The organism is Enterococcus sp. DIV0802b (genome assembly GCF_050543535.1).
Taxonomy (GTDB): Bacteria; Bacillota; Bacilli; order Lactobacillales; family Enterococcaceae; genus Enterococcus_D; species Enterococcus_D entomosocium.
The window spans coordinates 1,236,157-1,255,628 of sequence record NZ_CP172941.1; the positions used below are offsets into that span (position 1 = coordinate 1,236,157).

Sequence of the window (19,472 nt, forward strand, 5' to 3'; positions counted from 1 at the left end):
TGACTCATGCTATAATAAATTGAGGTGACCACATGAAAGAAATTCAATCGAAAAAAAATACCTTTATCAAGGAAATCAAAAAACTAACACAAAAAAAACACCGTACACAGACCAATACGTATTTGATCGATGGCTGGCATTTAGTGCAAGAAGCGCTGCAGGCCAAAGTACCTATCAAAGCGTTGTTGGTGACACCGCGAGGGTTAAGCGAAGCCAACGGGCAGCTCGATGATTATCAGGAAGAAAGCTATTTGATCACAGAGGAGATCGCAGCGATGCTTTCTGATTTACCAACACCACAAGGAATTTTTGCCGTGGTGGAAAAGCAAGAGCAAAACTTACAGACACTGACGGGTAATTGGTTGATTTTAGATAATGTGCAAGATCCCGGGAACGTTGGTACCATGATTCGAACAGCGGATGCTGCTGGATTTAGCGGGGTGTTTCTCGGCGAAGGAACAGCAGATCTTTACAGCACAAAAGTCTTGCGCAGCATGCAAGGAAGCAACTATCATTTACCGATTTTAGAAGGAGCGATCCCGCCATTTCTAAAGCAGCTACGCTCAGCTGGCGTGACGATTTATGGCACCGAATTAAATAAAGAAGCCGTTCCTTATACCGAGCTTCCTAAAGAACAAACAGCTGCCTTCATTTTAGGTAACGAGGGACAAGGGGTCCACCCAGAACTGTTGGCTTTGACTGACAAAAATGTGTATATTCCCATCTATGGTCAGGCGGAATCATTGAACGTCGCCATTGCAGCCGGAATTTTGATGTATTTTTCTGTCAGTTAGATTTTTAAGGAACTGTTAAACTATTTGAATCTATTGCACCTCACCTAGAATCTTCGATGAATAGGTGCTATACTTTGTCTTGTAACAATCAAGCAGATCAAAAAAAGGTGGCAGACAAAAATTTATGACAGAAAAATGGCAAGAAGATAGCGAATATATGTCTTACGTGGCTGACCTGTTAGAAACAGAAGCTGTAAAAAAATTAGCCAACTTTGTGCAGCATATGAACTCCACACGTTTGGAACATTCGATCAGCGTCTCTTATTATAGTTACAAATTGGCCAAGAAATGGAGCGGCGATGCTCGTGCAACAGCTCGTGCAGGACTCCTTCATGATTTATTCTACTATGACTGGCGTACCACAAAGTTTGATGAAGGTACCCATGCGTATATGCATCCACGAATTGCAGTAAAAAATGCTGAAAAAATCACTGAACTAAGTGATCTAGAAAAAGATATCATCTTGAAACATATGTGGGGAGCAACGATTGCGCCGCCACGTTATAAAGAAAGCTATATTGTCACAATGGTTGACAAATATTGTGCGATCAAAGAAGCATCAGAACCACTTACAGAAAGTATGAAAGAAAAATGGCAACAACGTTTCTGGAAGAAACATCGTACGATTCAATAAGAAAAAAGTTCTTCGAACCAGCCGGTTCAAAGAACTTTTTTTGTTTGCTTAGCCAAAAATAAGTTGGAGGATCGCTGCGCCTACATAAAGGATCAGTAAGGTGATCAATACCGTTAAGTGTCGTCTTTTGTGCATAAAAAGGATCGCTACGAATTCTCGTAAGAAGGCATTTGGTAAATAGTAAAAGGCGGTGGGTGCTCCGATACCATCCGCTTTAAGTTGTGCTTGATCTGCATAGAGACCGGCACGAAAAATATGGTAATTGTTGGAGGAAAAAATAACTTTGTAGCCATTTGGCTTTAAGGAATCCATGATTTCTTTCGAAAACTTCATGTTTTCATAAGTAGTCGTGGAATTTGTTTCTACTAAAATCTCTCCTTCGGGCACTCCTTGCGCAACTGCATATTCTTTCATCGCGACAGCTTCTGGCAGCTTTTCATCGCTTCCTTGGCCGCCTGACATCAGTAACCGAGGAGCGGTTTTTTTCGCTTTAAATTGCGCTTCGTAGAACGAGATTGCTTTATTGATACGCTTGGCCAATAAAGGGGAGACCGTGGTGCCATTCAAAAGACCTGCTCCTAAGACGATGATAAAATCTTGATTGTAACGAGGATGATTGAACTGATAAATGACTGAAATCGATAAAAAGTTCAAAAAGACCACAAATAGATACATCAGACTTAGGGGAACAACGCCGAATAAGGTTCGGATCCAATCCGGGAAAAAGTGCAAAAGGGTATCTGAAAATAATAAAACGGTCAAAACCACTGCTAAGATCAGGGTCAATAGATTGGCGATTGATCGCGACTCTCTTCGTAAAACAATAATGGAATTCCAGTAAAGAAAGACCACGAGAATGGCTAAGCCGAATAATAATACAGCGAAGAAGATCGCTAGCAAAACAGCCAATAGACCACCTACAAGAATATCTTGTGTTCGGTATAGATTAATGACTAGGTAGCCACCAAATGCTAAGACAAACAAATTAAAGAGCAAGCCATTTACGAGTCGGTGCTTGTTGCGCCGATAAGAAAATAAAAAAAGGCCGGCGAAGGCGACTGGTATTAGAATAAAGAAACTGCCTGTCCGTAATTCTGAGACGGCTAAATAAATCAGCAGGGCTAAAATCGTCCAACAGCACTCAAAAAAGAAAATATCTGGCTCATCTTTATTCTTGCGCCACTTTTGAACGACGATCACACCCGTCAAATAGCTGATGGCAAAAATCAGCAATTGCGTAAAATCCATGTTTTTCACTCCTTTAACGATACACCTAGTATACCGAAAAATGACAAAAATTGCTTGTTGCTAAGGTCAAAGTTGCTGAATTTCTTGCAATTCGCTAAAATGAAGAAAAGAAGGAGGAAGGAACATGCAATTAGGTGAAGTGATTCGCGTTGAACGGCCCGCTTTTTATGTGATCGGAAAAGAAGGCAAGGGATTAGCGGAAGAAGGAGCTTCTTGGGTACCAGCGCTATGGGAACTTGCAACAAAGGATTTTGAAGAGATCGAATTTCTAGTGAGCGATCAAAAGGCAGAAGAACTGGAATTTTGGGGCTTAATGAGTGATGGCACTAATTGGTTAGAGCCTTGGCAAGAAACCGGCCGTTATTTGGCAGGCGTTCAAGTCCATACAGAAAATTTTCCTCCCGTCGGTTGGGTTCGTTGGGAAATGCCCGCAATGACCTATCTCGTTGTAAAAACGGATGAAAAAAACTTGACCATGATGACTGAAAAAATGTTGATCGAAGTTTTACCAGAAAATAACGTCCACTTGTCAGCAGCGATCCAAGAAAGATATCTTCCTCATTTTAAAGAAGGGGAAGTTGAATTGTTTTTCCCTGTTGAGCCTTTGGCAGCAGCAACGGTGGAAACGGTAGAATAAAAAAAATCTGTCCGAGAAGCAATCTTTGCTCAGGACAGATTTTTTCTTTGGTTTGGATTAAAAAAGATTCTCGAAAAAGGTAGACACACCGCGCCAAGCACGAACAAAGATGTTGGCTTTTTCTACCGTTTGTGTTGTGACCAATCCTGCAGTTTCGTCATGATCAGAAGCATCAATATAACCAAGCGTATCAGCTGGAATCGAAGCACTTACAGTACCGACTTCTGTGCCCTCAGTCAATGGCGCTTGCAGGGCAGAATCACGATAATGCTCATTAAAGTCAATGGTTGTTTCAAAGGCTGTTGCATCCATATCTCCACGTACCCATAAGGTCAAACCTTGATTTAAGGCAACGGGAACACTCAATTCTTTCCCATCTTTGACTGCCACCGTCTGTGTATCTTCTAACTGTGCATTTTCTGGTAGAATTTCTACTTGTTCCCAAGCATCGAAGGAGTAGTCCATCAACCGACCTGTTTCGATAAAACGTACGCTTGGATTTTCCGCATGACCATTGACGTTTAGCACGACGGTGATAATTCGTTGACCATCCTTGACGGCGGTTCCGACAAAGCAGGCGCCTGCCATATCTGTCGTACCAGTCTTAAGACCGTCAACCCCATCTTTAGTATTCGTAAAGCCTGGAAGCATCCAGTTCCAATTGACCATCTCGACAGGCGAATAGGAACCTTCGCCAAATTGTTTGGTGGAAAGACTTGTTACTTCTAAAACGTCTGGAAAGTCTTGCAGCAAATGGCGAGCAATCAGGGCGACATCTTTTGCGGATAGTTCGTTTTCGTCAGTGGAAGTTGACCCGGGATAGATATTGTCCCCTAAATAAGTATTGTTCAAGCCAGAAGCATTAACGATCTTTGCATCGGTAATGCCCCATGATTGCACTTTTTCTTGCATTTGATCAACAAAGGCACTTTCAGACCCAGCAATCAGCTCCGCGAGCGCTACGATTGCAGCATTTGCAGATTGGATATAACTGGCATCATACAAATCTTTTACTGTATAGGTAACGTCTTGATGCAAAGGGACATTCGATAAGTTTGGCGACACGCTGAGATTCGCGGCATAATCTGAAATAGGGACAGGATCATCCCAAGCGATGGTTCCTTGCTCTACTTGCTCAGCTACAAGGTAGAGACTGATGATCTTGGTGATGGAGGCGATGCCCATGGCGGTCTCACCATCTTGATCATACAACACTTTGCCTGTGTCAAAATCAATGGAGTAAGCGGCTTTTGCATCGACTGAAAAATCTTGGATCTCTTCGGCGCTCATAGCTGTATCATCAGCATACGAAACGACGGGTAAGCCGGCAGCAGCAAAGAGGATTGCCAAAGCAGCAACGATGGAATACCCGAACTTGGTTATTTTCTGCATATATGTAGTAGCTCCTTTAAAGTTGTATCTAAGCAAAAATTTTAACAAAGAGTATCCACCGTTGCAATACTCTAAGAGAAAACTTAGCATTTAATTGCGTAAGACCGATCCCTCAGTAGACAAACTGAGACGTTACGTGACTAAGGTTGGTTACTGTAAATAATAGCTAACAAAAAAACTTACCTTCCTATAAAATAGAAGGCAAGTTTTTGTGAATTGACATAGGGTCAAACTGATTCACTTAGCGACGATTGGAATAGATTCTCGGGTTTTGGTTTTGGACTCTGACGGGAACTTTCACCGCCTTCGTTTCTTGTTGCATAGCCAATTTTGCTAAAAAGAATGTCCCAGCTAACAATGCAGCTAAAGCAAAGATGGAAAAGAGTGAAATAAAGGTCGTTAACATAAAAATCCCTTCTTTCTATTTAAAATAAATGTGGAAGGTAGGAATCGAACCTACACCTTAATCTATGAACGATCAAACATCACTCAACGGAACACCTTGTTCAACCACTTGTTAAGTTAATGATAGCATGGATTGCCAAGAAATGCTGATAAAAAGTCTGAGAATTGACCGAAGAAAATGTGAAGAAAACATGAACTTGGCTTTCTCAGCGATTTTAGATGATTTTTGTCAAAGAATAGTGGCAATCTTCTGCTTCATCATATAAAGTAATGACGGAGCCTTTTTGTTCAAGAACTAAATGATAGCCAAATGTGTCCAGTAAAACTAACCGCATCGGAGTCAATTCAACGATGGAAGCAGTCAAAGGCTTGCCTTCGATGGTCAACGAATAATCATTGGCTATTTCTATCGTGACATCTTCTTTTGTCTTGGAAGTAAAACGCCAATTACCAATGAAATTCTGGCGATTCTCATTTTTTTGTTTTTCTTTTCGCAACAGCAAGGAGCTGACCACGCCCGTTGCAAGAGATAAACCAATCAAAATAGACCTTTTCTTCATTTATACACGTCCTATCATTTACGATTCATCAAGTTGTGCCTTGTGGACAGGTGTCCACTTTTTCGCACTAGAAAATAATTGCCATAAGTATACCATGAGAAGGTAAAAAAGCATGGTACTTTAGTTTGAAGTTTAGAAGTTTTTATCAATATATGCTATGATTCAAAAGAGCAGGTGAGAAAATGAATTATCCGAATACCCTTTTAGCCACGTTTCTCGTGCGAGACAACCGGTTCATTGCCCGATGTCTCGTTGACGGTCAAGAAGTAATCGTCCATGTAAAAAATACCGAACGAGGAAAAGAGCTCTTGCACAAAGGTGCGCTTGTTACCCTGCAATATTGGGACAATCCGAAACGCAAAACCAATTACGACTTGATCTCAGTCAAGAAACAAGACCAATGGATCAATATCGATAGTCAAGTACCGAATCGTTTAGGCTATGAAGGCCTCTTGGATGGCACGATCCAGTTGCCAAATATCAAAGGGAGAATCGCGCTTTTGCGAAGGGAAGTTGTCTATGGGACATCAAAATTCGACCTTTATTTTGAAACAGATGAACAAGAAAAAGGCTTTTTAGAAATCAAGGGAATGACCCTTGAAAACAAGCAAGTCGGTGCTTTTCCAGATGCACCAACCATTCGTGGCTTGAAACACGTCAATGAATTGATCCATGCCAGAGAAGCTGGCTATTACGCGGCGGTTTTGTTTATGATCCAATTTGAAGCGGTGCAAATCGCCACGATCCATCGACAGATGCAACCGGATCTGGCCACTAAAATCGCTGAAGCGCAAAGCAAGGGTGTCGAAGTGTTTGCCTATAATTGCCAAGTAAACCAAGGGATGATCACGGTCAAAGAACCGATCCCTTTTGATTTGAATGTCGTCTTTGACGACCCTAATCTATAGAAGAAAGAAGGAAAAAACATGATTCATTTAGGGATTATCGGCACAAATTGGATCACCGATCAATTTGTACAAGCAGCCCACGAAACCAAACGCTATCAATTGGTTGCCGTATACTCAAGAAAGTTAGCAACGGCACAACGTTTTGGAGAAAAATATGGGGACATCGAGTATGCGACCGATCTGGACACTTTTTTTGGCTTAGCTCATATGGACACGGTCTACATCGCGTCTCCGAATAGTTTGCACTTTGAACAAGCCAAGCAAGGTATTTTAGCAGGAAAAAATGTCATTGTGGAGAAGCCAGCCTTTTCAACGCCTGAGGAAATGGCGGAGATCATCGAATTGGCAAATCAGCAACAGGTATTATTTTTTGAAGCAGCTCGCAACATCCATGAAGCAAGTTTTTCTACTGTAGCCGAATTCTTACCGACACGCGGTGCCATTCTTGGGGCAAACTTTTCTTATATGAAATATTCGTCTCGTTATGACGCTGTACTAGCTGGGGAGGAACCAAATATTTTTTCTCCACATTTTTCTGGCGGTGCCTTAGCGGATTTGGGCGTCTATCCGATTTATGCGGCGGTCGCTTGGTTTGGCAAACCGCAAGATGTTCATTATTTTGCTCGTAAATTACCGACTGGTGTAGATGGTATCGGGACCGCAGTGTTGCGCTATGCTGACTTTGATGTCACAATCCAAACAGGAAAAATCGCTGATTCAGAGTTGCGTTCAGAAATCTATTTTGAAGACGGTACATTAGACCTAAATGCCGTCAATGCCATCGAAGAAGCCGCGTTTTATGAGCGAAAAACAAAACAAACCCAGGCATTAGCAGTAAGTGCTTTAGAAAACCCGATGATCGAAGAAGCACAAGACTTTGCAGACATCATCGAAAACAAAAATGATCCCCAACAAGGACAACGGTATGAGGAATGGGTGGAACTTGCTCGCAGTGTCAATGAAACCATCGCTCTTATGCGTAAACAAGCAGGCATCATTTTTGATGCAGATAAAAAATAAGGAATGGAACATTTATGACAGTATTTGAATTGACACAATTGCCAGACATCTGGCAGGAAAAATGGCAAGCGGCAGGGTATCACGCACCGTCCTTGATCCAAGAGAAAACCTTTGGCCCTTTAAAAGATGGTGAGTCTGTCATTGGAGTCTCACCGACCGGTTCTGGTAAAACATTGGCGTACCTCTTGCCACTGTTAACAAAAGTCGAGGTAAAGCAAGGCAATCAGTTGTTGATTTTGACTTCTTCACAAGAATTAGCGATGCAAGTCACAGAAGTGGCCCGGGAATGGGCCCAAGCCATTGGTTTGACCGTTCTGCCCCTAATTGGTGGCGCAAGTACAAAACGCCAAGTGGAAAAACTGAAAGACAAGCCCGAGGTCTTGATTGGCACCCCAGGCCGAGTGTTAGAATTGATCAAAGCAAAAAAAATCAAGACCCAGCAGTTGCAATCGTTGGTATTAGATGAGGTTGACCAATTATTGAAAGAAGGGGCCTTCACACTGGCTGCCAAGATCAATCAAACATTGCCAAAACAAATCCAGCGTAGTTTCTTTTCAGCAACCGCTAACGAAGTGATTGATGAGATTCGACCATTGGTGACAAAAGAGCCGCTGATCATTGATGTTACCCAAGAAGATCAGAGCAAAGGCGTGATCCATCACTACTATTTGAATTATCCGCAACGACGAATCGTGGATGCTTTAAGGCGCTTTGCTCATTTACCAAGCTTTCAAGCCTTGGTTTTCTTCAATGAATTAAGCGCAATGGGAAATGCAGAAGAAAAACTGCTGTTTCACGGCTTGCCGGTGGCATCATTAGCATCTGACCAAAACAAACTTGCCCGAAAAGGCGCACTGGAGAGCTTCCGTCAAGGAAAACTAGTAGAATTATTGACGACCGATGTCGCCTCTCGCGGCTTAGATGTGGTGGATTTGCCTTATGTCATCAATACGGAAGTCCCGTTAGAAAAAGAATCCTATCTGCACCGGGCAGGACGTGTTGGACGAATGGGCAAAGAAGGAACCGTCGTCACGATCGTTCAAGACCATTCGTTGAAGGATTTGAAAAAAATCGCGAATCAATTGTCCATAGAACTCAAGGAAGTCTATCTGCATGGGGGACAATTACACACAGAAGCACCTGTTATCGAAAAGGAAAGCAAGAAAGAAACGAAAATAGTAAGTGTGCAGAAAATTTCCAAGAAAACATCTGAAAAATTACACACTCCTGTTAAAAAGACCAAGAAAAAGACGAAAAAGCAAAAAGACAAAGGAAAAAGACGCCATTGAGCGTCTTTTTGTGTTACCATTAACGTTGTTTATTATTAGTGTGTAAAAAAATGAGGAGGCTATCGAATGAATTCGCGAAAAGAAGAGATTTTTCAAACGATCGAACTGCATAAGCAAGGGTTGACCGCAGTTGACGTCGCTAAAATCTTACAAATCGATCGCAGCAATGCAAGCCGTTATCTCAGTGAGCTTTATAAAGAAAAGAAAATCGGCAAACGTTCCGGCCGTCCGGTCGTTTATGAGCCATTAGAAGAAACGGTGCATGTGGATGTTTCCTCTGAAGTGAGTTTTGAAAGTCTTGTTGGGGTTCAAGCTTCTTTAAAAGTAAGTATCCAGCAAGCCAAAGCAGCAATTTTATATCCGCCTAGAGGACTCCATACCATTATTTTTGGAGAGACAGGTACCGGTAAATCCCTATTTGCCGAATGTATGTATCACTTTGCGGTTGAATCAAATATGTTAGAAAAAGATGCTCCTTTCGTATCGTTTAATTGTGCGGATTATGCACAAAATCCGCAGTTGTTGTTTGGTCACATCTTTGGCATCAAAAAAGGGGCCTACACAGGTGCTGCAGAAGATAGTCCAGGACTTATGGCAAAAGCCGATGGCGGCATATTGTTCTTGGATGAGATCCATCGACTGCCGCCAGAAGGCCAAGAAATGCTCTTTACCTTCATTGACAAAGGGATCTACCGCCCATTAGGGGAAAGCAACCAAGTTCATGAAGCCGCCGTGCAGATCATTGGTGCCACCACTGAATCATCAGAAACCTTTTTGACGACCTTCAATCGGCGAATTCCCATGGCTATTACTTTGCCAAATGTGGAAAGTCGTTCGCTAGATGAACGGTATGAAATCATTTCCTTGTTTATCAAGCAAGAGGCGACCCGTCTAAATCAGCGGATCGATGTCGAGCGAGATGCGATATTGGCCTTTATGCTCTATGATGCAGAAGGCAACATCGGTCAAATCAAGCGAGACCTGAAACTCGTCTGTGCGAAGGCATTCTTACATTATCGGACCTATGGGAAAAAACACCTCCTGATTCGAAAAGGCGATTGCTCACTGCAAGTTCAAAAAGGGCTGTTGAAGATCAAAGAAATGTCAGAACGCTTGGATCGGTTTTTAGATGGCAAAGGCGACTTTCTGAGTTTCGAACCCGGCGACCCAGATGTTGTCTGGTCTCGTGATCCGCAACGGAATATGCAGGTGTACAATGAGATCGAAGAAAAAGTCAGCACACTGATTGAAACCGGTGTAGCCAATGTTGACTTAGAAAACTTGATCTCTAAGGATGTGGATGCCTACTTTGAAAAATATGTCGAAGAATTGATCCAAAACCCTGTTCATAAAGAGTTGATTCCAGAAGACATTTGGAAACTGACCAATGTTCTTTATGACTTGGCAGGTCAGAGGTTAGATCGAACTTATAGTGAAAAAGCCCGTTTTGCCTTTGCGTTGCATTTGCAAAGTACGCTGGAACGTGTTAAAGAGGGACATATGATCGTTCATCCGGATTTGAACACAATTAGAAAAAACTTAAAATCCGAATTTCAAGTGGCAATGGATTTATCGACGATCATTGAAGAGGAACGTCATGTCGAGATCCCATTTGATGAAATTGGCTTTATCAGTATGTTTTTAGCGATTCAAGTCAAACAACCTTCGCCTTTGCCCCTTGAAAAAATCGAGATCATTGTCTTGATGCATGGCAAGGCAACTGCCAGCAGTATGTTGGAGACAGCCCAAGAGCTGCTGGAGACCGACCATGGCAAGGCAATGAATATGTCTTTGGATATGGAAGTCGGGCAAATGTATGACCAGCTGTTGAATTATATCAATGAAAACAAAGAGAAGATGAGCAATGGCTTATTGCTTTTAACCGATATGGGCTCCCTCAATTCCTTTGCGAATTTGATTTCCGAAGAGACGGGGATTCGTACGAAAGCTATTTCGATGGTCAGTACGATGATTGTTTTAGAAGCCTTGCGGATGGCAGAGAGTGGGCGCAGTTTAGAAGACGTCTACCAAAACATTCAGCGTTCTTTTGAAACCATCGTACAAGAACAGTTCCGTACGGTTCGTGAAGCAAAAGGAAATAAAAAGGCAGTCATCGTTACTTGCTTTACTGGGGAAGGTGTCGCTGCCAAACTTTATCAACGAATTTATCCCGTCGTTGATCAGTCAAAAGTCGAGATCATCCAAATGCAGTTTATTGAAAAAGAAACCTTCAAAAAACATATTGACGGCTTGCTAGAAGAATATGAGATCAAAGCCATTGCTGGCACCGTCGAGATCGATTATCAAAACATTCCGTTTTTCTCCGCCTATGATGTTTTTGATGACAATCGCTTGAATGTGCTAAAACGAATCGCTTCAGATGAAGTGCCGATCGAAAAGATCGTGCGTTCATTGGAAAATACGATAACTCATGTTGGGTCCGTCTATCATCTGATCGAAAGCCTGCAACGAATCGTTCATCAGATTCAAAATCAATTGCATGTGATTGTAGAACCAACCGTCGATGCAGGATTAGTCATTCATTTAGCCTTTTTGGTAGAAAGTTTATTGAAGAAGGAGCCTTCCCGTACTTTCGTCAACTTAGCTACTTTCCAAAAACGGTACCGAATTGAAATGGATGTTTTACGAACCCATTTATTACAAATTGAAAAAAATTATCAAATCAAATTTTCTGAAGATGAGATCGCCTATTTAACCCAAATGTTTTTAGAAAACAAAATCAAAAATTATGATGAATCCGCACACAATTTTAGTGTGTAATGAAAAAACTGCTAGTGTGTAAACGAGAAATTGGTTCAGACCATTGATAAATAAAGGTCTGAACTTATTTTTTTTTGGCACGCTTTTTGCTTTATAGTAAAGTGTAACTTACAACAGAAAGGAGCAGATGCGCGATGGCGAAAAAAACGATTATGCTGGTTTGTTCAGCAGGAATGAGTACCAGTCTATTGGTGACAAAAATGCAAAAAGCAGCCGAAGCTAAAGGAATGGAAGCAGATATCTTTGCTGTTTCAGCTTCAGAAGCCGACCAACATTTGGAGTCAAAACCAGTCGATGTTCTATTGTTAGGACCACAAGTACGTTTCATGAAATCACAATTTGAACAAAAATTAGCACCAAAAGGCATTCCTTTGGACGTGATCAACATGGCAGACTATGGCATGATGAACGGCGAAAAAGTATTGCAACAAGCAGAAACATTAATGAACTAAGATTTTTTAGGATCGAAGTGTAAGGAGGATTTTTAAAGATGGATGAGCAAAATTTGGAAGCCATTATGGGATTGATCATGTATGGTGGTAATGCAAAAAGTGACGCAATGGAAGCAATCGCGGCAGCAAAAGAAGGGAACTTCGAATTAGCTGACCAAAAAATCAAAGATGCTGAAGCATCTCTTGTGGAAGCGCATCATTCGCAAACAGGATTGTTGACACAAGAAGCGCAAGGCAATCATATGACCGTGACATTGTTGACCGTGCATTCACAAGATCACCTAATGACATCAATCGCATTTACCGATTTAGCGAAAGAAATCATTGATGTCTATCGACGTCTAAATAACGAATAATCTTTGAACGGATAGAAGTAGTTATTGTCGATGAATCAAAAAATCTTCTTTGACGAATAGAACTTATAGGAGGAATTAAGAATGGATGGATTAACAAGTTGGATGGAGAAGTACATTCTCCCTGTAGCTGCAAAAATTGGAGCCCAGAAGCACTTAGTTGCATTACGTGATGCCTTTATTGGAACAATGCCCGCTACTATGGCTGGTTCGATCGCAGTAATGATCAACGCGATCATTCGTGACTTACCACCGCAATTTTGGCCGAGTTATGATGCCAGTACCATTCCAGTTATTCGTGAAATTATTAGTATCAATGGCTTCGTATGGAATGGTACATTGGCTGTTGCTGGTTTAGTATTTGCCTTTTCTTGGGGATATAATCTGGCTCGTGCTTATCGAGTGAATGATCTCGCAGGTGGGATCGTTGGAGTAGCGACACTGATTCAAGGAATTGCTTTTTCATACAGCACTTCTGTGGCGACAGCTGTTCCAACAGCTTTGATGGATGAAATCAATGCTGGGTCAGCAACTTCCGGATGGTCTGCAACAGCAGATGCAATTACAGCAGGTGGATGGGGTTGGTTGAAACTCGATCATCTAAACGGAAACGCTTATTTTACCGTAATGATCATGGGGGCTATTTCAGTTATTATTTTCTGTAAATTGATGTTAGCTGATATCACTATCAAAATGCCTGATTCAGTACCGCCAGCAGTATCGAAAGCGTTCGCTGCGATTTTGCCGGCAACAATTGCCTTATATGTCATTGCTATTATTAACTTTATTGTCGGTAAACTGACTGATGGACAATTAATTATTGATCTTGTCCAAAAATATATTGCAGAACCATTCCTAGGCTTGTCTCAAGGGCTTGGTGCAGTACTGATCGTAACTGTTTTTGTTCAAATTTTCTGGTTCTTCGGAATCCATGGTCCAAACGTACTAGCTCCAGTTTTAGAAGGTATTTGGGGACAAGCGCAGTTGATCAATATCGATATTTTCCAAAAAGGATATGAAGGACAAACCGGTACAAACGCGGTTCTTGCCGCAATCGAAGATGGCAAGGCATATATGTGGGTACGCGGATCCTTTGACTCATTTGCTTGGTTTGGTGGTTCAGGCGGTACAATTGTATTGCTGATTGCTATTTTGATCCTATCAAAACGTGCGGATTATCTAACTGTTGCAAAATTGTCAATCGGACCTGGTGTGTTTAATATTAATGAGCCGGTAATGTTCGGTCTGCCAATCGTATTGAATGCGATCATGTTTATTCCGTTCATTATTGCTCCGCTAGTAGCCACTTCAATCGGTTGGTTAGCAACGTACTTTGGTTTAGTAGCACCTGTTTCACAACAAGTAACGTGGGTCGTTCCACCAATGTTGCTATCATTCTTGGCAACAGGAGCTGACTGGCGTGCCCCAATCGTAACGTTGGTATGTATGGTCGTTACATTCTTCATATGGGCACCATTCGTTATTTCAGCAAATAAAATTGATCCAAAACTAGGCGAATAGACCTGTAGATTGTGGGGGACTGCTATGGCTTCGCTTGAAGTAAAGCAGTTCCTCCTTTTATTATTGATTATTTAGGAGGAAAAGAATATGATTTCAATAGCAAGTGCAATGCAGCAAGATGCCATCAAAGAATTACTTGAAGGATATAACGAAGATGGAATTTCTTTTACATTTAAAGAAAAACAAGGAATTAAACTTATTTTTACTACGACAGCTTCCGATTCAGAAGCGGCGGCAAAAAAAGCAAAAGAATTGATCAAAGCACAGCCTTGGGGTTCTGTTTTATACTTTCAAGCAGTTAGTGTTTGAGTAGGTTCTCTGTGGATCAACGAATAGTTAGGATGATTGAAAATGATAAAAAACGGCTTGTTTATATGTAGTATAGGTCTACTCGTAGTCCTATACAGTATGAATCCAAGTAATCAGCAGTTAGATATATTCAGTTTTACAACAGGTATTTTCTTGCTTATTTCTGGCAGTCTTCTGTTCATGAAAGGAAAGAAGAAAGCCGAAGAGTCAGATAGGAGGAAGTCTTAATGAGAATTGAAAAAGATTTATCGATTCCAGCAAATGTCTTTTACGATCAAATTATGGATTCTGTTATCTTTGACATACGAAAAGCAACTGGAAAAACACTTTCTAGAAAGCAACTGGCAGGATTTCAATATGTAAAGGAATTTTCTACTATGAGTCGTGCGAAGATCGAAATCGAAGAAATCATTGAAAATCAAGTTTATCAATTCAAAACAGAAACAACAAAAAATGAATTTGTCGCTCGCTATGAAGTAACGCCACTTGATGGAAAGAGTAGCAAAGTCATTTATACGGAAACCATGAAATCACATGGCTTCATGCAGCAATTAAATGACATGCTCTTAGGTACGATTCTAGGATATTTCAAACGCAAGCAATTTAAAAAAATGTTGAGTATGATGGAAGAAGCATATTAAGGGGTCGACTGACGCCTTTTTTGCGTTTCTTGCGTGTTTTCAAGTAGAGGAGATGAAGGAATGACAGATGTCAAAAAAATGACCGAATTCGGTTCGCAAGAAGTACTGGACTTGGTTTCTTATGCCTTTCAGTGGGAATTGAATGAAACAAATATCAAGCGCTATCGCAAGCTTGCGGAAAATTCTTGGAATTATGGTTCCTACGATGGGGATGGAAAATTGGCGAGCCAAATCATGGTAACGATTTTTGATGTGAACTTTCATGGAACGAGTTATCCGATGGCAGGGATCGGTTTTGTGGCTTCGTATCCAGAGTATCGCAGCCAAGGTCGGATCGATCGAATCATGAAACAAATCATTAAGGACTGCTATGAACAAAAAATCGTTCTTTCCTATCTGGCACCTTTCTCCTTTGCTTTTTATCGTAGATATGGGTATGAGTATACTTTTGAACGGACGGTTTATGAAGTCGATGCGCATCAATGGCCCGATGGCAAGAAAGTGAATGGAACGATTCAACGCATGAATTGGGAGGAAGCACAGCCGATCATTCACGAGATTTATCATCAATTGCCGCGCCATCAAAAGGGCGGACTGATTCGCCAACCCTGGTGGGAAGAAATCAAGTTTGTTTTGCGCCGACCGTATACGTTTGCGATTTATCGCAATGAAGCAGGGGTCCCTGAAGGCTACTTGATTTACTTTATCGAGGGAGGACGTTTCGATATTCAAGAGTGGGGCTATTTGACTGCGAATGCTTACCAAGGATTTAATCGGTTTATCGTCTCCCATGCAGATTCAGTAGCACAGATTAACTATCGACCAGGGTTTGATGGGGAAGTCCTACAAGCAAACGCGGCCAAACCATTGGCTCACTACCAAGTGCGCCCGGACATGATGGCGCGAGTCATCGATGTGGAAGGGTTTCTAAAAAGTTATCCATTTACGATGAAAAAAGCTGGTCGTTTTGCCATAGAAATTCAAGGGGATGAATATGCCCCATGGAATAATGGGTGTTATGAAGTGACAATCGAAAACGCTCAGCATCAGGTCACGAAAACGACGGCCACCAAGCTGCCAAAAGCAACCTTGTCGATTCAGCGTTTTGTGCAGCTGTTCTTGCAGGCACAATCCCTCGATTCTCTGGTCTTTTTCCAGCAAATGGAAACGGATCAGGAAGCTGCAGTGTTGATTCAGGAAAACTTGCCAACAGGAAAACCACTATTGGAAGACTATTTCTAAGCCAATCGACACAGACGCATTCACTTTCCAACAAAAAAAGATTCCTTAAAAATAAGGAATCTTTTTCTTCAAAAAACGTTCCCTGCCGGAATCGAACCAGCAACTAATCCTTAGGAGGGACTTGTTATATCCATTTAACTAAGGGAACACAATAGCTATATTTTACCTGTTATTCGTGTTTCTCGCAAGATGAGAAGGAAAAGAAAGGAAGAAAAACATGGTCAAACGATTGATAAGTGCAAACTATAGTGAAATCAAAGAAATGTCGGCGCAAGAATTGAAACAATCCATTAAAGCGAGCGAAGGACGAGTAATCGTCTGTGAAACGGTGGTTCAAACCATGCCGCAAGCTGGCGATATCACCAACGCAGAAGTCGCGGCAGCTTTTGGGGCTGACTTAATTTTGTTGAATGGGTTTGATTGTTATCGCCCAGCTATTTTTGGGATGCCTAGTATCACATTGGAGCAGCTGCTTGATCCTAAACAACCGATTGAAAACCCGATTCCTCAACTAAAACAACTGATTGGACGACCTGTCGGCATCAATCTTGAGCCGATCCCAGCTACGACGGAGATGATGAGTGAAAAGATCAGCATCAGTCAAGGCAGAACAAGTTCGGTTGACACCATCAAAAAAGCCCAAGAACTCGGGGTGGACTTTCTATGCTTTACAGGCAATCCTGGAACAGGTGTGACCAACCGAGAAATCGCTAAAGCAGTAAAATTGGCAAAAGAACATTTCTCTGGGTTGATCATCGCTGGAAAAATGCACAGTGCCGGCTCAGATGAGCCTGTGGTTGATCGAGAAGCCATCATTTCTTACGCTGAAGCTGGGGCAGATATTTTGTTACTGCCTTCCGTTGGCTCGATTCAAGGCTTTCTAGAAAAGGATCTGATTGAAGCTGTTCAAATTGCCAAACAATATGACTTATTGACGATGTCAGCGATCGGAACGAGTCAAGAAAGCGCACGTCCAGAAACGTTGCGGCAATTAGCCATTATCAACAAAACCTGTGGGGTCGATCTGCAGCATATCGGTGATGCCGGCTATGGCGGCATGGCACCGACCGAAAATATTTTCGAAACATCGGTTGCAATTAGAGGCATGCGCCATACGATCAATCGTGTCGGGCGTTCAATTAATCGTTAAATCAGAAAAAATTACTAGCGAAGGAAAACGAAGAATCGTTCTGCTTCGCTTTTTGCGTTTTTTTCGCTAAGTTAGAAAGAAAGGAGGAAACACAAAATGAAACAAGCATTGATCATTTACGGAGGATGGGAAGGACACGCCCCAAAAGAAACCAGTCAGTTTTACCAAACGTTGCTGGAGTCAGAAGGATATCAGGTGACACTCGCCTCAGATTTTGAACCTCTCTATCATAAAGAAGAATTAAAAAGGCTGGATCTGTTGATCATTAATTGGACGCGTGGAGAATTACCTGATGAGCCGCTGAAAAATGTCACTCAGGCTGTAGCAGAAGGATTAGGATTAGCAGGAGTTCATGGCGGCTTTGCTTCGGCTTTTCAAGCCAGTAAAGGCTGGTTGTTTCTGACTGGCGGCTGTTTTTTGGCACATCCTGGCGGCTTGGAAACGACCTATAGCATCGATCTTACGACAAATCACTATATTACGGCAAATACGCAATCGATCCCTCAGTTGACGACGGAGCAATACTATTGTCTGGTTGATCCAGCCGTCACTGTGTTAGCTACCTCAACATTTGCCGCTAAAGATCATCCGAATGCAGCTAACCAAGAAGTCATACTGCCAATGATGTGGATCAAAAAATGGGGCAAGGGCCGAGTCTTTTTCCAATCTGTTGGACACAGTCTAAAAGAGCTGAAAGAGCCGACCATTCAGACTTGGACCAAGCGAGGCTTTCTATGGGCCACCAGAAACACATTGACAGATCCGTTGAAGAATAGTCGGTATAGTGAGTCATCAGAAAAACGAATGAGGAAATAAAGTCGTGCAATCGTTTTACTTTATGGAAGAAAATAAGCATGGTACACTTTATTTGTATTTGATTAAGCAGGAGGTAATGTGGAATGGGAAAATTTGGAAAAAGTTTTTTATCGCAGGTAATATCTGACGGAATCAAAGGACCATTTGTCACGATCATGCTCAATACGCATGTCGGCCACCAGAATGTCGAAAAGGATCAAATCAAATTTAAGAACTTTGCCAAAGATGCGAAGCGCCGCTTTGAAAAGAAATACCCAGAACATTCTTGGGATCTTTTTCAAACGAAAATTGATGAACTGCTTGCAGATCAATCATTTTGGCGCAACAGTACAACAAGTGTGGCGGTGATTATTACCCCAGAAGAGGTACTGGTCCATCGGTTAAGTATTCGTGTGGATGATCAATATTACGTAGGGGAAACCCCTTATGTATTAGCTGTCATCAAAAATGCACAATTTAATTACCCATTTTATCTCTTAGCGTTGAATCGCGATTCAATGCAAGTCTATCAAGTTGAAAACAATCAAGTGCGTGAAGTCGAGTTGCCAGAAGAGGCACCGACGACGATTGAAAAAGCGCTGGGGGAAGAAGTCACTGGTGGTGGTAACTTTAATTACAGTGCTCAAGGTGGCCCTAACTCAGGGGGAGAAGGCGTTGCTTATCACGGCTTTAGTGCCAAAGATGAAGAAGTCGAGATCGATCACGTCAACTACTACCAAGCAGTTGATGCATTTTTCAAGAATGATTTTTCAAATGAAGAGCATTTACCAATGTATCTGTTTGCATTACCAGAAAATCAAACGCTGTTTAAAAAAGTGGCAAAAACGAACTTTTTCAAAGCAGAACCAAGTATTTCCTCTTCCCCAGCATCGTTATCCTTGAAAGAGATCCAAACGTGTACGCATAAGTTGATTGCAGAGTTGACACAAAAAGAAGTTGGGGAATACGGCAAGCTGTTGGATCGAAAATTTATTGACCAATTGGTTGATATCGTGCCTGCAGCCAAAGAAGGCCGGATCGCCTATCTGTTTGTGGCTACCTCAAATCTCGCCGATGGTTTTGGAGAAGATCCTGATACAGAGTACGATCGGCGGCAAGTGTTAAATACACTGGCAATCGATGTTTTAGAGAACGGCGGTGAGGTATCTATCTTGGAACAAAAAGATGCCCCTGGAGAAAAAAGTTTGACGGCGATTTTGCGCTACTAAACGCAGTTGCGTCGTTAGCCAATAAATCGTTTCCAAAAAAGAGAAGGCTGTTGCAGATCTTTAATGCAGCAGTCTTTTTACGAATTATAAAAAAATAAAGGCGTTTTCATTT

21 protein-coding genes and 1 tRNA gene are annotated in these 19,472 nt (G+C 41.8%); 17 read left to right on the plus strand and 5 right to left on the minus strand.

Features of this window, described 5'->3' with window-relative positions; translation table 11 throughout:
- The first annotated feature begins 32 nt into the window (after positions 1-32).
- Entirely contained in the window at positions 33-794 is a 762-nt protein-coding gene (locus tag IGJ12_RS05965) for a TrmH family RNA methyltransferase (RefSeq protein WP_005236967.1), read from the plus strand.
- A 124-nt stretch (positions 795-918) separates the two neighbouring features.
- Positions 919-1,428 carry an HD domain-containing protein gene (locus IGJ12_RS05970; RefSeq protein ID WP_430619473.1) on the plus strand — a complete coding sequence of 170 codons (510 nt, stop codon included), beginning with the start codon at positions 919-921 and terminating at the stop codon, positions 1,426-1,428.
- Positions 1,429-1,476: 48 nt separating this feature from the next.
- Here the strand turns inward: IGJ12_RS05970 and IGJ12_RS05975 are convergent, their stop codons facing one another.
- Entirely contained in the window at positions 1,477-2,676 is a 1,200-nt protein-coding gene (locus IGJ12_RS05975; protein ID WP_016621250.1) for a YdcF family protein, read from the minus strand.
- 124 nt (positions 2,677-2,800) lie between these two features.
- Between IGJ12_RS05975 and IGJ12_RS05980 the strand changes: the two genes are divergently transcribed.
- Positions 2,801-3,313: a GyrI-like domain-containing protein gene (locus tag IGJ12_RS05980; RefSeq protein WP_086317016.1), complete on the plus strand. Its 513-nt coding sequence runs from the start codon at positions 2,801-2,803 to the stop codon at positions 3,311-3,313.
- A 57-nt stretch (positions 3,314-3,370) separates the two neighbouring features.
- Here IGJ12_RS05980 and IGJ12_RS05985 read toward each other — a convergent pair whose 3' ends face one another.
- The 3 genes from IGJ12_RS05985 to IGJ12_RS05995 form a co-directional block, all read right to left on the minus strand.
- Entirely contained in the window at positions 3,371-4,705 is a 1,335-nt protein-coding gene (locus IGJ12_RS05985; RefSeq protein ID WP_016621251.1) for a serine hydrolase, read from the minus strand.
- A gap of 241 nt (positions 4,706-4,946) precedes the next feature.
- Positions 4,947-5,111, minus strand: coding sequence for a hypothetical protein (locus IGJ12_RS05990; RefSeq protein ID WP_430619474.1), 165 nt, complete (start codon positions 5,109-5,111; stop codon positions 4,947-4,949).
- A gap of 214 nt (positions 5,112-5,325) precedes the next feature.
- Positions 5,326-5,670 carry a DUF4828 domain-containing protein gene (locus IGJ12_RS05995; protein WP_008381130.1) on the minus strand — a complete coding sequence of 115 codons (345 nt, stop codon included), beginning with the start codon at positions 5,668-5,670 and terminating at the stop codon, positions 5,326-5,328.
- Between the two features lie 182 nt (positions 5,671-5,852).
- Here IGJ12_RS05995 and sfsA point away from each other — a divergent pair, with 182 nt between their 5' ends.
- The 11 genes from sfsA (at position 5,853) to IGJ12_RS06050 (ending at position 16,186) form a co-directional block, all read left to right on the plus strand.
- Entirely contained in the window at positions 5,853-6,578 is a 726-nt protein-coding gene (sfsA, locus tag IGJ12_RS06000; protein ID WP_430619475.1) for a DNA/RNA nuclease SfsA, read from the plus strand.
- A gap of 18 nt (positions 6,579-6,596) precedes the next feature.
- Positions 6,597-7,598, plus strand: coding sequence for a Gfo/Idh/MocA family protein (locus IGJ12_RS06005; RefSeq protein ID WP_008381134.1), 1,002 nt, complete (start codon positions 6,597-6,599; stop codon positions 7,596-7,598).
- 14 nt (positions 7,599-7,612) lie between these two features.
- Positions 7,613-8,887 (plus strand): DEAD/DEAH box helicase, encoded by a 1,275-nt coding sequence (locus tag IGJ12_RS06010; RefSeq protein WP_016621253.1) that lies wholly within the window; start codon positions 7,613-7,615, stop codon positions 8,885-8,887.
- Positions 8,888-8,953: 66 nt separating this feature from the next.
- Complete coding sequence (locus IGJ12_RS06015; protein ID WP_194188049.1) at positions 8,954-11,668, plus strand: sigma 54-interacting transcriptional regulator; 2,715 nt, start codon at positions 8,954-8,956, stop codon at positions 11,666-11,668.
- A gap of 134 nt (positions 11,669-11,802) precedes the next feature.
- A complete protein-coding gene (locus IGJ12_RS06020; protein WP_005229471.1) occupies positions 11,803-12,120 on the plus strand; it encodes a PTS sugar transporter subunit IIB in 318 nt (105 codons plus the stop codon).
- Between the two features lie 38 nt (positions 12,121-12,158).
- Complete coding sequence (locus tag IGJ12_RS06025; RefSeq protein ID WP_005236949.1) at positions 12,159-12,476, plus strand: PTS lactose/cellobiose transporter subunit IIA; 318 nt, start codon at positions 12,159-12,161, stop codon at positions 12,474-12,476.
- 102 nt (positions 12,477-12,578) lie between these two features.
- Positions 12,579-13,994 (plus strand): PTS sugar transporter subunit IIC, encoded by a 1,416-nt coding sequence (locus tag IGJ12_RS06030; protein ID WP_371179804.1) that lies wholly within the window; start codon positions 12,579-12,581, stop codon positions 13,992-13,994.
- Between the two features lie 87 nt (positions 13,995-14,081).
- Positions 14,082-14,303 carry a hypothetical protein gene (locus IGJ12_RS06035; protein ID WP_087664343.1) on the plus strand — a complete coding sequence of 74 codons (222 nt, stop codon included), beginning with the start codon at positions 14,082-14,084 and terminating at the stop codon, positions 14,301-14,303.
- Positions 14,304-14,345: 42 nt separating this feature from the next.
- A complete protein-coding gene (locus tag IGJ12_RS06040) occupies positions 14,346-14,531 on the plus strand; it encodes a DUF3188 domain-containing protein (protein WP_010749336.1) in 186 nt (61 codons plus the stop codon).
- Positions 14,531-14,944: a DUF3284 domain-containing protein gene (locus IGJ12_RS06045; protein WP_087664342.1), complete on the plus strand. Its 414-nt coding sequence runs from the start codon at positions 14,531-14,533 to the stop codon at positions 14,942-14,944. The genes IGJ12_RS06040 and IGJ12_RS06045 overlap by 1 nt, the downstream gene beginning before the upstream one ends.
- Before the next feature lie 60 nt (positions 14,945-15,004).
- Positions 15,005-16,186, plus strand: a complete 1,182-nt coding sequence (locus IGJ12_RS06050; RefSeq protein ID WP_087664341.1) for a GNAT family N-acetyltransferase — start codon at positions 15,005-15,007, stop codon at positions 16,184-16,186.
- Positions 16,187-16,262: 76 nt separating this feature from the next.
- Here IGJ12_RS06050 and IGJ12_RS06055 read toward each other — a convergent pair.
- Positions 16,263-16,334 (minus strand) — tRNA-Arg (locus tag IGJ12_RS06055).
- Positions 16,335-16,403: 69 nt separating this feature from the next.
- On the opposite strand from IGJ12_RS06055, the gene IGJ12_RS06060 reads away from it, so the two are divergent.
- From IGJ12_RS06060 to IGJ12_RS06070, 3 genes are all read left to right on the plus strand, one after another.
- Complete coding sequence (locus tag IGJ12_RS06060; protein ID WP_087664340.1) at positions 16,404-17,336, plus strand: PEP phosphonomutase; 933 nt, start codon at positions 16,404-16,406, stop codon at positions 17,334-17,336.
- A 96-nt stretch (positions 17,337-17,432) separates the two neighbouring features.
- Positions 17,433-18,152, plus strand: coding sequence for a ThuA domain-containing protein (locus IGJ12_RS06065; RefSeq protein WP_087664339.1), 720 nt, complete (start codon positions 17,433-17,435; stop codon positions 18,150-18,152).
- An 83-nt stretch (positions 18,153-18,235) separates the two neighbouring features.
- Positions 18,236-19,360 carry a hypothetical protein gene (locus tag IGJ12_RS06070; RefSeq protein ID WP_005236938.1) on the plus strand — a complete coding sequence of 375 codons (1,125 nt, stop codon included), beginning with the start codon at positions 18,236-18,238 and terminating at the stop codon, positions 19,358-19,360.
- Positions 19,361-19,472 lie beyond the last annotated feature (112 nt).